This is a genomic window from Thermoactinospora rubra, assembly GCF_002093975.1.
GTDB classification, from domain to species: domain Bacteria; phylum Actinomycetota; class Actinomycetes; order Streptosporangiales; family Streptosporangiaceae; genus Nonomuraea; species Nonomuraea rubra_A.
The window spans coordinates 35,371-46,892 of sequence record NZ_MSZZ01000065.1; the positions used below are offsets into that span (position 1 = coordinate 35,371).

An 11,522-nucleotide genomic window follows, 5' to 3' on the forward strand; every position below is an offset into this window, starting at 1 on the left:
GGCGAAGGACCAGCGGCGAAGGGCCGAGCGACACGCCGGCTCAGCCACTCGCCGTGGCGATGTCCCAGTAAGCGGCGTATCGGCCGCCGCGGCGCAGCAGCTCCTCGTGGGAGCCCTCCTCCACGATCCGGCCGCCGTCCAGGAAGACGATGCGGTCGGCGCGCTGCACGGTCCGCAGCCGGTGCGCCACCATCACCACCGTCCGGCCCGCCATCAGCCGCTCGATCCCCTCGTGGACGGCCGCCTCGTTGACCGGATCCAGCGCGGAGGTCACCTCGTCCAGCAGCACGATCGGCGCGTCCTTCAGCAGCGCCCGCGCGATCGAGACCCGCTGGCGCTCACCGCCCGACAGCAGCGCGCCGCCCTCGCCGACCTTGGCCGCCCATCCGCCGGGCAGGCGCTCGATCACCTCATCCAGCCGCGCCGCGGCCGCCGCCGCCCGCACCTCGGCCTCGCCGGCGTCGGGACGGCCCAGCCGTACGTTCTCCTCGATCGTGCCGTCGAAGAGATAGACGTCCTGGAAGACGACGGCGATCTTCGCCATCAGCGTCTCCGTGCCGATGGCGCGCACGTCCACGCCGCCCACGCGCACGGCGCCCGCGTCCACGTCGTAGAAGCGCGCGAGCAGCTGCAGCAGGGTGCTCTTGCCCGCGCCCGACGGCCCGACCACGGCGAGCCGCCCGCCCTGCGGTACCGCCAGCGACACCTCGTCGATCACCGTGCGGTCGCCGCGCCGGAAGGTGACGGAGCCGAATTCAAGGTCATGGCCGGTCGGCTGGAGCGGTTCGCGGGGCTCCGGCAGCGGCTCGGTGCGCAGCACCGCATCGAGCCTGGCCAGCTCGGAGCGCGCGCCGCGCAGCTTGCCGCCGATGTCCGACAGCGACAGCAGCGGATCGGCACAGCGGGCGGCCAGCACCAGGATCGCCGACACTTCCGCCACGCCGATCGTCCCGCCGAGCGCGAGGTAGGCGCCCAGGACCAGCAACGCCGTGAAGACCGCCTGCACGGTGAGCGTCAGGCCCACCGCGCCGGGCAGCGCCGCCAGCACGGTACGGCGGGAGGCGCGCTGGAGGTCCCGCAGCGAGTCGTCCAGCAGCGTGAAACGCTCGCCGGTCCGGCCGCCGGCCCGCAGCACCGGCTGGGCCTGGAGGAACTCGACGACCCGCTCGGTGGCCTCCTTGTCGCGTTCGTGGCGCTCGGCGTCGGCGGCGGCCGTCCAGCGTGCTGTCCAGATCTGGATCGCCGCCACGACGGGCGCGGCGGCCAGCGCGGCCAGCCCCAGCTGCCAGGTGAAGGCGAGCATCACCGCGACGATCGTCAACGGGGTCACCAGCGCGGAGACGAACGGCGCCAGCAGGTGCGCCATGATGCTCATCGCTTGCAGCAGGCCGCGGCCGGCCATGACCGACACCTCGCCGACCCGGGCCGCGCCGTACCAGCCGAGGGGCAGGCGGGCCAGGTGCTCGCCGAGCCGGTGGTACATGCCGCGCAGCATCGTCGTCCCCACCCGCATGCCGGACAGGTCGCTGAGGTAGCGCAGCACGGCGTAGACCGCGACCGCGGCGGCGAACGCGACCAGGTACGGCCAGGCGTCCGCGGGCGTGGGTCCGAGCAGGGCTCGCAGCACCGGGACCAGCAGGGCGTAGGACAGGCCCTCGGCCACCGCGGTGATCGTCATCAGGGCCACGGTGCGGCGCACGGCCCGGGCGTAGCGGTGTCCCAGCACGCGCAGCAGCATGGGGATCATCGGGGCCGGCCTCCTCGCAGGACAGTTCGGTGGGATTGCCAGAACGCGGCGAACCGTCCGCCTCGTGCCAGCAGCGCGGCGGGCCCGCCGCGCTCGACGATCTCCCCGTTCTCCAGCATCACGACGGTGTCGGCGCCCGTGACCGTCTCCAGCCGGTGGGCGATGAGCAGGATCGTCCGCTCGCCCGCCAGCCGCGCCAGGGCCCGGCGCACCGCCTGCTCGGTCTGCGGGTCGGCGAAGGAGGTCGCCTCATCCAGCACCAGGACGGGCGCGTCGGCGAGCAGGGCGCGGGCGAGCGCGATCCGCTGGGCCTCGCCGCCCGACAGCCCGGCCTCCTCGCCGATCACCGTGTCGTAGCCGCGCGGCAGCTCCAGGATCCGGTCGTGGATGCCGGCCAGCCGGGCGGCGCGCACCACGTCGTCGGGGCCGGCATGCGGTACGGCCAGCGCGATGTTGTCCGCGACCGACGCGCGCAGCAGGTGGACGTCCTGGAAGACGAAGGAGACCATCCGGTACAGCTCCCGGCCGCCGATCTCGCGCAGATCGACGCCGCCCAGGACGACCGAGCCGTGGGTCGGGTCGAAGAACCGCGGCAGCAACCGGACCAGCGTGGACTTCCCGCTTCCCGACGGCCCGACGATCGCGGTGACCGTGCCCGGCTCCAGCACCAGGTCGATCCCGCGCAGCACCTCGTGGCCGTCTTCGTAGGCGAAGCGGACCCCACGCAGCTCCACCCGATGCCCCCGTGGTACGGCAGGCCGCGCGGGTTCCGGCAGCGGCCGCACCGCGAGCACCTCCCGGATCCGGCCGATCGCGCGCCGGGCGGCCTGCACGTCGTCGAAGCCGTGGCCCAGGGCCGCCACCGGAGCGGTCAGCCCCAGTCCGAGCAGCAGGAACGGCAGCAGGTCCGCCGCGGCCATCGAACCGGTCGTGATCAGCGCCGCACCGCCGGCCAGCACGACCAGCAGCACGAACGGCGGCGCCAGCGCCAGCTGCATCCCGGCGGCGACCACGGACATGCCGCGCACCCACCGGGAGAAGACGGCGACGAAATCGTCCACGGCCGACAGGAAGGCGCGGTGGGCGCGCCCGGACCCGCCGAACACCTTGACCACCGCGATGCCCTGCACGAACTCCACGACGGAACCGGCGATCCGCCCCATGGCCGCGTCGAACTCCTGCTGCTCGCGCGTCCTGGCGGGGAGCATCAGCAGGGGAACCAGCGCCATGGCCAGCGCCACCGGGATCAGCGTGATCAACGTGAGCCGCCAGTCGACGGCGAACAGGTAGACCAGCGACACCAGCGGCACCACGAACGCGGAGACCAGCTCGCCGGGGGTGTGGGCGATGAACGGGTGCACGGCGCTCACGTCCTCCCCGACGACCTTGGCCAGCTCGCCGGTACGGCGCCGCGACAGCCAGCCGATCGGCACGCGCCCCAGCCGTGCGGCCAGCTGCCTGCGCAACGTCAGCTGCACCCGGCCGTCGAGAACGTGCCCGAGCCCGGACGAGGCGGCCGTGAACAGCAGCCGCACCAGCAAGCCGGCCGCGCCCGCGAACACGACGAACCAGACGTGACCCTGGTCGAGCAGGCCGGGCGACAGCAGGACGCGGCCCAGCTCGACGACCGCCAGCAGCGGCGCCAGGCCCGCGACGGCGCCGATCACCTGCAGGACGACGACGGCGGCGAAACTCCAGGCATGCGGGCGCAGCAGCCGTGACATGCTCTGTCCCGCCGCGGGCCGCCGCCTCTGGGCCAGGTCGGTGGCGGTCATCGCCGTCCCGTCGTGACCAGGCCCGTGGCCTCACCGTCGGCCCGCCTCTCCAGCTGGCTGCCACGCGGCAGGGTGACGGTCATGATGTCGCTGGGGATGTCCAGCTCGATGCGGTGCCATCGCCCGCGCGGGACGATGGCGGCGGTTCCGGCCGTCAGCCGGATCTCCTCCACCTGTTGGCCCGGCCGCTCCGGGCCGAGGTAGAGGCGTATCTTCCCGATGAGGCAGCACACGAGCTCCTCGGCCTCGGGGTGGACCTCCCAGTGGTCGGCGTGGACGTCGGCGTCGGTCTTCGCGTGGAAGGCCGTCAGCTGCCAGCCGTCCTGGCCGCAGTCCGTCGGTCTCCTCCCGGCGTGGATCGTGCCGCCTTGCTGCAGGCGGATGACGGACGCGGACAGCTCGATCGGGGTGAGGGTCATGCCGAAACGACCTTCCTGCGGTTCAGCTGGTGGAGTCCCGGTCAGTCCCGGGCGTGGATCACGTCGCGGTCGGCGACCTGCTCGGCCCGTGACGGCGGGCTGGTCCGGCGCAGGACGGCGACGGCGATGACGACGGCGGCGAGCAGGAGCACGGCGCCGAGGGTCAGGCCCAGCGCGTATCCCTCGGTGAGAGCCTCGGGCGTGGCGGCCTGGCCGGTGCGGCTGTGCGCGACGGTGCCGAGGGCGGCCAGCCCGAGCGAGGCGCCGATCTGGCGCGAGCTGTTGAGCAGGCCAGAGGCGGTGCCGGTCTCGTGCGGCGCGACGCCGACGGTGGCGATGGAGACGAGCGGTCCCAGGCAGAGCCCGAAGCCGACGCCGGCGACGACCGAGGGCCCCAGGACGTCGGTGACGAAGGCGCCGTCCGGGCTGATCAGGCCGAACCAGGCGAACCCGGCCGCGGTCAGCAGCCCGCCGATGACCAGCAGGGTCCGCGGCGCGAGCCGGTAGCCGAGCTTGACGGCGAGCACGGAGCCGGCGATCACGCCGAGCGCGAGCGGCAGGAACGCGACCCCGGCCGGCGCCGGCCCGATCCCGAGCACTCGTTGCAGGTAGAGGGCCAGGAAATAGAACGACGAGGCCAGGGCCGCGCCGGCCAGCAGGTTGTAGGCGTTCGCGCCGGCGACCGCGCGGTTGGCGAACAGGCCGAGCCGGATCAGCGGTTCGCGGGCCGTGGTCCGCTCGACGTGGACGAACGCGATCAGCAACGCGGCGGCGACCGCCAGGGTCGTCACGGTGACCGGCGAGGTCCACGCATACCGGTCGGTGCGCACGACGCCGAACACCAGCAGCGTCATGCCCGCCGTGGCCAGGACGGCGCCCAGGACGTCCGGGCGGCCGCCGCGCGCCGGGGGAGGACCGGCGGCGACGCCCCGCCAGGCCAGGGCCAGCGCGCACGCGGCCATCGGCACGTTCACGAACATCACCCAGCGCCACCCGGCGTACTCGGTCAGCAGGCCGCCGATCAGGACGCCGAGCGCGGCACCGGCGGCGTTCGTCGCGCTCCAGATTCCGAAGGCCCGGACGCGGGCCCTGCCCGCCGGGAACGTCGTGGTCAGCAGCGCCAGCGCGGCCGGAGCGAGCGCGGCGGCCCCGATGCCCTGCGCGGCGCGGGCGGCCACCAGATGGCCGGGTTCCAGGGCGAAGCCGCCGGCGAGCGAGGCCAGGCCGAACAATCCGAGCCCGAGCAGCAGGACCCGCCTGCGGCCGTACCGGTCGGCGGCCTTGCCGCCCAGCAGGAGCAGCCCGCCGAAGGTGAGCGCGTAGGCGTGGATCACCCAGGTCAGGCCCATCGCGCTGAAGCCGAGGCCGGCGGCGATCCGCGGGAGCCCGACGTTCACGACCGACAGGTCCAGCGACACCATGAACTGCACGACGGCCACCGCGGCGAGGGTGAGCCCCGGCCGGGCGGACGGCTTGACGACCACGCTTGTCATGACCGCCATCGTCGTCCGCCCGCCGCTTTGGGGCGTCACGCGGGCGAAGTCATCCGCGCTACTGCGCCGGGATCAACGACCGGCCGGGCTACGACGCCGGGAGTAGTCCCGCCGCCGGGCGCCCGCGATGACCGGACCAGGAAGCCGCCCAAGGCAAAGGCAGATGACGAGACCAGGAAGCCGTCCAAGGCAGAGGCTGGCTGCTCGCCGCTACCCCCGGCAGGTCCGGGGGCCGACGCTCTGCCCGGCGCCGACGACGGTGACCTGGGCGGGGCCTTGCGGCGCCAGGGCGGCGGCCGTGCACACGATCTGCTCGACGGCCAGCGTGGACAGCTCGCCGGCCGGAGTGGACAGGGTCACCACCACGTGGCCGGGCGGATTGGCGGTCACCGAGAACGGGCCGGCGTCGGGCGGGACGTCGGTGGTCAGTCCGCGCGCCCGTTCCTCCGCGGTGGGCCCGGCCGCCAGCAGCGCGAGCGTGTCCGCGGGGAACATCGGACGACCGGGGGACAGCCGGCCGCCGGGCCGCGTCACCGCGCTGAGCCGGCCGTTCTTCACCAGGTAGAGGGTGGTCGGCGCGAGTGGTGCGACGCCTCCGCTCGGCGGGGCGCCGGCGCCGATGGCGTCGCTGGGGCGCACGCCGCAGCCGGCCACGGCGACCAGCGATACGAGGCCCGCGGCGAGCACGCGGCGGGCGAGCCCGGTCCTCATGCGGGGCCTCCCGTGGTGATCTGCCCGTCCTGATCGTGCGCCCGGCGTGGCAGGCGCAGCGTGAAGACGGCGCCGCCGTCCGGGGCGTTGGTGACGGTGATGTCGCCTCGGTGCAGGCGCGCGTTCTCCCGCGCGATGGCCAGGCCCAGGCCGCTGCCCTCGGACCTGGCCCTGGCCGCGCTGGCCTTGTAGAACCGGTCGAACACGTGCGGCAGCACCGCCGCGTCCAGCCCCGGTCCGTGGTCGCGGACCTCCAGGGCGATCCAGTGCGGGTCGGCGGACAGCCGTACCGACACCGGCGGCTCGCCGTGCCGCAGGGCGTTGCCGACCAGGTTCGCGAGGATGACGTCCACGCGGCGCGGGTCCAGCCGTGCCGTCACCGCGGGCGGCAGTTCGGTGCGCACCCGCTCCGACCAGCCCCGGGTACGCAGGGTGGCGCGCACCAGCTCGGCCACGTCGACCTCGTTCAGCGCGAGGGCCGCAACACCGGAGTCGAACCTGCTGATCTCGATGAGGTCGTTCACCAAAGCGGTGAGGTTGAGCGTCTCCTGGCTGACCAGCCTGGCGGCCCTGCCGGCGGGCTCGGGCAGCCGGGCCGCCTGCTCATCCAGGACGTCGGCGACCGCGGCCAGCGCGGCCAGCGGGGTGCGCAACTCATGCGACACGTCGGCCACGAACCGGCGGGCGTCCGCCTCCATCTCGCGCAGCTGCTTGACGTGCCGTTCCAGCTCCGCGGCGGTGTCGTTGAACGTGCGCGCCACCTCGGCCAGCTCGTCGGAGCCGCGCACCTCGATCCTGGTCCGCAGCTCGCCCTCGCCCAGCAGGCGCGCCGCCCGGCCGAGCTCGCGCACCGGGCGCAGCACGCCACGGGTGGCCAGCGACGCCAGCACGACCGCGAACGCCAGGGCCGCCCCGCCGGTGAGCCAGGCGCGTGCGGCGAGCCCGTCGATGCTGCGCTGTTCGGCAAGCAGGCTGCGCGCGGCGTAGACCTCGATGCCGGACATCCGCGCCGGCCGGTCCCGCTCGGCGACCAGCAACGGCGCGCCGACGATCAGCCAGGGCCTGCCCTGCCACACCACGCGCTGCCACGCGATCTCACCGTCGGCCACCACCCGCCGCAACTCCGGTGAAACCACCCCCAGATCCAAGGCCAGCACCTTCCCGCCCGGCCTCCAGCGCCCCGGCGGGGCGACCGGCGAGCGCGTCTCGCGGTAGACGGCGACCGCGAACTCCACGTTGTTCTGGTCGGGCACGGCGGCGGCGATGTCGCCGAGCTCGTCCGGGCCCGGCGTCGCACTCCGCAACGGGTAGAGCGCCTCCAGGCGGCTTCTCATCGCCTGCACCGTGGCATCCTGGGCCCGCTGCAGGATGTCGTTGCGGGCCTGGACGTACATCCCGCCGGCCACCGCCGTCGCGGTGACCACGCACAGCAGTGCGAAGGCGAACAGCAGCCGGGCATGCAGCCCCAGGCTCGGCCGAGGTGTCACGCGGCTGCTCACACCGGCCCGAACCGGTACCCGAACCCACGCACCGTCTGCACGTAGACGGGCGCCGCCGAGTCGTCCTCGATCTTCGCGCGCAACCGCTGCACGCATGCGTCCACCAGGCGCGAGTCGCCGAAATACCCGTGCTCCCACACCGACTCCAGCAGCTGCTGGCGGCTGTGCACCCGGCCCGGCGCGGCCGACAGCTCAAGCAGCAGGCGCAGCTCGGTCGGGGCGAGGCTGACCGGCACGCCGCGCTTGGCGACCACCAGGGCGGCCCGGTCGATGGTCAGGTCCCCGTGCCGCTCCAGCTCCGCCTGGTCCCGGCCGATCCGCCGCAGCACCGCGCGAATGCGTGCCTCGAGCACCCTGGGCTGCACCGGCTTGACCACGTAGTCGTCGGCGCCCGCCTCCAACCCGGCCACCACGTCCATGTCGTCGCCGCGAGCGGTCAGCATGATGATCGGCACCTCCCCGGCGGCCCTGATGCGGCGGCAGACCTCGAACCCGTCCATGCCGGGCAACATCAGATCGAGCACGACCACGTCGGGAAGGTCCATGCGCAGCCGCTCCAGCCCCTGCTCGCCGGACTCCACCGCGCGCACCCGGTGCCCGTGCAGGGTCAGGGCCAGCTCAAGGCCCTCCCGCACGGCCGGGTCGTCCTCGATCAACAACACTCGCGACACGCCGCCGACTGTCACAGCACGCTCCGTAGCTCGCCCGCCGGTCCACCCCGTCCACTGTCGGCCGGCCACATCCCCGCCTCGTCCGCGCCATGTCATGGTTGTGTCACGGTCGCGCCGACGGCGCCGGCCGTCGACAAACGGTGACATGCGGCGGACAACGCGCGCATATTCGGCGCCAATCGTAGTTCGTCATGAACGAACCACGCACCATCCCACCTCGGCTCCGGGACCGGCTGTACGCCGTGGTCACGCTGGTGCTCGCCGTGCTCCTGCTGCCCGTGGCGTTTCTCCGCCATCCCGGCCGGGCCCGCGAACTGGCCTGCGCCTGGGCGTTGCGGATGCGGTTCCCCGCCGAGGACCTCACCGGGCTCACCGACGGCGCCATGGCGGCGTTCACCGCGGCCCGCACCGAGGCGCTGTGGCGCCACGGCCAGCTCATCGGCCTCACCTCGGGATACCGCGACCCCCTCCTGCAGCAACGGATGTTCGACGAGGAGGTGCGCCGCTCCGGCTCCCCGGCCTCGGCACGCATGCTCGTGTTGCCGCCGGCGGAATCCTCCCACGTCAAGGGCATCGCCCTGGACGTGCGCCCCCACGAAGGCGCGCGCTGGCTGGAGGAACACGGCGCCCGCTACGACCTCTACCGCATCTACGACAACGAGTGGTGGCATTTCGAGTACCGCCCGGAATGCGGCGGCACGCCACCGCGGCGGCTGCCCCACCCCGGCGTGGGCTCCGTCATCGAGAACGGGGGCCACAATTGACGCGCTCCCCGGCCTGAGGCCGGGGATTCAGCCCGTGCCGCGTCATGCGGCACCTCTGCGGCTTCCTGCTTCCTCGCGCCGTGCCGGGGCAGGCCCCGGTCTCACCGGCGCTCCACAGGCGGTTAGCCTGTCCGCCCGCCCGGCGGCCAGGATGTTGATCGCTGCGTTGACGTCCCGGTCGTGGCCCGCCCCGCAGCCGCACTCCCACGACCGGACGGAAAGCGGCATCGACTCGGCGAGCGCCCCGCACGCCGAACACAGCTTCGATGAGGGGAACCAGCGGTCCACCTGCACGAAGGTGCGGCCGTACCGGGCCGCCTTGGACGCCAGCATCCCCACGAACCATCCCCACGAGCGTTGACCAGCCCGCGTCCTGCACGGACTTCGCCGGTTTCGTGCGGGCCAGGCCCTTCACCGACAGGTCCTCCACGACCCCCGCTTGGATGCCCCTATGTTCGTCAAGTGGTCATGCTGGGGCAGAGGCATGATCGGCTGTCGCTGCTTTGATCAAGGCGTGGACCTCGCGGGCGACGTAGCGTTTGAGGCAGCGGATGACCTCTCGCCGGGTCTTGCCCTCGGTGGTGCGCCGTTGCAGGTACTCGCGTGTGCGCTCGTCCCAGCGCAGCCGGGTGAGAACGATGCGGTACAAGGCGGCGTTGGCCTGCCGGTCGCCGCCTCGGTTCAACCGCCGGCGTTGGGACTTGCCGGAGGATGCCTCCACCGGGCTGGTCCCGCACAGGGCGGCGAAGGAGCCCTGCTTCGCCGGCCGTTGCGGATTGTCTCCGGCCGTGACCAGCAGGGCAGCCGCGGTGTCCGGGCCGACGCCTACGCGCTCCAGCAGGGCGGGCACGTGAGGCGGATCACCTCCTCCAGCAACTGCTCCAGGGCGTCGATCTCCTGCGACAGCGACTGGACGCGGGTGGCCAGCAGGCGCAGCACGTAGAGGGTGGCGCTGTCGACGTCCGCGACCGGGCCGACGGCCAGGTCGGCGCAGCGGCGGATCAGGGGTTTGGGTCCCAAGCCGTCGAAGGAGGCTCTCAGAGCGGGGTCGGCGACCACCAGAGCCGCTCGCAGCTGGTTGATCGCCTGGGTTCTGGCCTTGACCGCCGATTCCTTGGCGCGTCGCAGCAGGCAGGCCATCTCGACCGGCCCGTCGCCGGACTTGGGGATGGCGGTGGCCCGGCCCGACAGCACGGCGCGGGCGGCGGCCTCGGCATCCACCTCATCGGACTTGCCCCGCCGGCGGCGGGCGGCCTTGTCGGGCTGGCTGACCTCGAAGACCTCGAAGACCTCGACGCCCTCGGCGGCCAGGACGCGGGCCAGCGCGGCCCCGTAGGAGCCGGTGCACTCCACTCCGGCCCGGCGCAACACGCCGAAGGATCGCGCCCAAGCCAGCAGCTGTTGAGAGCCGTCAGGACCGGTCGGAAAAGCGCGGCTGTCCACCAGGGCACCCATCCCGGTCAGGACCGCGGCGACATGGACGTCCTTGGGCGTGTCGACGCCCAGGACCACCTCCTCCCAGCCCTGGGCGAGGTGGAAAGGCGCGCTGGCGTGGGGCATGCTGGTCATCGAGGTTCCGGCTCCTGCTCGACGTGGGGCTGGCCAGCCGTCGCCGGGGCGGCAGGAGCGGTCAAAACTGTGACGGTGCTTTGGTTGCGGCAAGGCCCCTATCGGGACACGCTCCGACGCCCCGGTGACAGCGAGCACCGCTTCGAAACCCCGGCCGACAGATCCAAGCAAGGACACCACGGTCTGCTCTCGCGCGAGTCAAGCCGAGGCTCGAAGCGGCACACCCTCATCCTCACAGTTCTCGCGGAGGATCCGGGTGGAGAGCTTGTGCGTGAAGTCCCGGCGCGCATCGGCCACCCGAGCGTGCGCGCGGGCGACCTTCACGACGGCTTTCTTCCTGTTGTTCGACCCCTTCGCCGTGCGGGACAGCGCCTGCTGGGCCTTCTTCAACCGGCGTTCGGCGCGGCGCAGGAACCGAGGGTTGTCGATCTTCCGGCCGTCCGACAGCACCGCGAAGTGCCTCAGGCCCACATCGATGCCGACCTCGGATGCGACCGGCGGCAACGTCTCGTCCTGGCTGGTGTGGACGACGAACGACGCGAAGTACCGCCCGGCCGCGTCCTTGATCACCGTCACGGACGATGGATCGGACGGCAGCTCCCACGACCAGCGCACCGCAACGTCGCCGATCTTGGGCGGGCGTGGCTTCCCGCCCTCGGTGATGGCGAACCGGGCGTTCTTGGTGAACCGGAGCGCCTGCCGCCGATCCTTGCGGGACCGCAACCTCGGCGATTCGACCTTCGGCCCCTTGCGCGTGCCGGTGATCGAGGCGAAGAAGGGGGACAGACCAAGTAAGCCAGAAAGGGCTAATAGGGCTGGTCAGAGTCCCTGAGCCTTTTTCATCCTCTCGCGACCTCGTAGTTCTGCAGGACGG

Annotated in this window: 11 protein-coding genes and 1 pseudogene; 1 reads left to right on the forward strand and 11 read right to left on the reverse strand. The window is 73.0% G+C overall.

Annotated features, from left to right (window positions below; translation table 11 throughout):
- Positions 1-40: 40 nt before the first annotated feature.
- From BSB02_RS35240 to BSB02_RS35270, 7 genes are all read right to left on the reverse strand, one after another.
- The gene (locus tag BSB02_RS35240) at positions 41-1,747 is read right to left on the reverse strand and encodes an ABC transporter ATP-binding protein (RefSeq protein WP_084965337.1); all 1,707 of its coding nucleotides are present in this window, start codon (positions 1,745-1,747) and stop codon (positions 41-43) included.
- A complete protein-coding gene (locus BSB02_RS35245; RefSeq protein ID WP_084965338.1) occupies positions 1,744-3,522 on the reverse strand; it encodes an ABC transporter ATP-binding protein in 1,779 nt (592 codons plus the stop codon). The genes BSB02_RS35240 and BSB02_RS35245 overlap by 4 nt, the downstream gene beginning before the upstream one ends.
- Positions 3,519-3,941, reverse strand: a complete 423-nt coding sequence (locus BSB02_RS35250) for a cupin domain-containing protein (protein WP_084965339.1) — start codon at positions 3,939-3,941, stop codon at positions 3,519-3,521. The genes BSB02_RS35245 and BSB02_RS35250 overlap by 4 nt, the downstream gene beginning before the upstream one ends.
- A gap of 41 nt (positions 3,942-3,982) precedes the next feature.
- Entirely contained in the window at positions 3,983-5,434 is a 1,452-nt protein-coding gene (locus tag BSB02_RS35255) for a DHA2 family efflux MFS transporter permease subunit (RefSeq protein ID WP_084965352.1), read from the reverse strand.
- Between the two features lie 210 nt (positions 5,435-5,644).
- Positions 5,645-6,145 (reverse strand): GerMN domain-containing protein, encoded by a 501-nt coding sequence (locus tag BSB02_RS35260; protein ID WP_084965340.1) that lies wholly within the window; start codon positions 6,143-6,145, stop codon positions 5,645-5,647.
- Positions 6,142-7,632 carry a sensor histidine kinase gene (locus BSB02_RS35265; protein WP_206185054.1) on the reverse strand — a complete coding sequence of 497 codons (1,491 nt, stop codon included), beginning with the start codon at positions 7,630-7,632 and terminating at the stop codon, positions 6,142-6,144. Before BSB02_RS35265 ends, BSB02_RS35260 begins: the two co-directional genes overlap by 4 nt.
- A gap of 8 nt (positions 7,633-7,640) precedes the next feature.
- Positions 7,641-8,315, reverse strand: coding sequence for a response regulator transcription factor (locus BSB02_RS35270; RefSeq protein ID WP_158088827.1), 675 nt, complete (start codon positions 8,313-8,315; stop codon positions 7,641-7,643).
- A 191-nt stretch (positions 8,316-8,506) separates the two neighbouring features.
- Here BSB02_RS35270 and vanY-N point away from each other — a divergent pair, with 191 nt between their 5' ends.
- Positions 8,507-9,079, forward strand: a complete 573-nt coding sequence (vanY-N, locus tag BSB02_RS35275; protein ID WP_084965343.1) for a D,D-peptidase/D,D-carboxypeptidase VanY-N — start codon at positions 8,507-8,509, stop codon at positions 9,077-9,079.
- Positions 9,080-9,121: 42 nt separating this feature from the next.
- Here vanY-N and BSB02_RS35280 read toward each other — a convergent pair whose 3' ends face one another.
- The 4 genes and pseudogenes from BSB02_RS35280 to BSB02_RS35290 all read right to left on the reverse strand — a co-directional run.
- Positions 9,122-9,412 carry a zinc ribbon domain-containing protein gene (locus BSB02_RS35280; protein ID WP_420855907.1) on the reverse strand — a complete coding sequence of 97 codons (291 nt, stop codon included), beginning with the start codon at positions 9,410-9,412 and terminating at the stop codon, positions 9,122-9,124.
- Between the two features lie 133 nt (positions 9,413-9,545).
- Positions 9,546-9,929, reverse strand: a complete 384-nt coding sequence (locus tag BSB02_RS41720; RefSeq protein ID WP_206185055.1) for a transposase — start codon at positions 9,927-9,929, stop codon at positions 9,546-9,548.
- Positions 9,905-10,648: an IS110 family transposase gene (locus BSB02_RS35285; RefSeq protein WP_206185056.1), complete on the reverse strand. Its 744-nt coding sequence runs from the start codon at positions 10,646-10,648 to the stop codon at positions 9,905-9,907. The genes BSB02_RS41720 and BSB02_RS35285 overlap by 25 nt, the downstream gene beginning before the upstream one ends.
- A gap of 237 nt (positions 10,649-10,885) precedes the next feature.
- Positions 10,886-11,425, reverse strand: a pseudogene (locus tag BSB02_RS35290) (RNA-guided endonuclease InsQ/TnpB family protein); the annotation flags it as partial.
- Positions 11,426-11,522 lie beyond the last annotated feature (97 nt).

Coding starts and splice junctions, on each gene's coding strand:
- BSB02_RS35240 (WP_084965337.1), bottom strand. CDS start 1,747: ATGATCCCCATGCTGCTGCGCGTGCTGGGACACCGCTACGCCCGGGCC.
- BSB02_RS35245 (WP_084965338.1), bottom strand. CDS start 3,522: ATGACCGCCACCGACCTGGCCCAGAGGCGGCGGCCCGCGGCGGGACAG.
- BSB02_RS35250 (WP_084965339.1), bottom strand. CDS start 3,941: ATGACCCTCACCCCGATCGAGCTGTCCGCGTCCGTCATCCGCCTGCAG.
- BSB02_RS35255 (WP_084965352.1), bottom strand. CDS start 5,434: ATGACAAGCGTGGTCGTCAAGCCGTCCGCCCGGCCGGGGCTCACCCTC.
- BSB02_RS35260 (WP_084965340.1), bottom strand. CDS start 6,145: ATGAGGACCGGGCTCGCCCGCCGCGTGCTCGCCGCGGGCCTCGTATCG.
- vanY-N (WP_084965343.1), top strand. CDS start 8,507: ATGAACGAACCACGCACCATCCCACCTCGGCTCCGGGACCGGCTGTAC.
- BSB02_RS35280 (WP_420855907.1), bottom strand. CDS start 9,412: ATGCTGGCGTCCAAGGCGGCCCGGTACGGCCGCACCTTCGTGCAGGTG.
- BSB02_RS35285 (WP_206185056.1), bottom strand. CDS start 10,648: ATGACCAGCATGCCCCACGCCAGCGCGCCTTTCCACCTCGCCCAGGGC.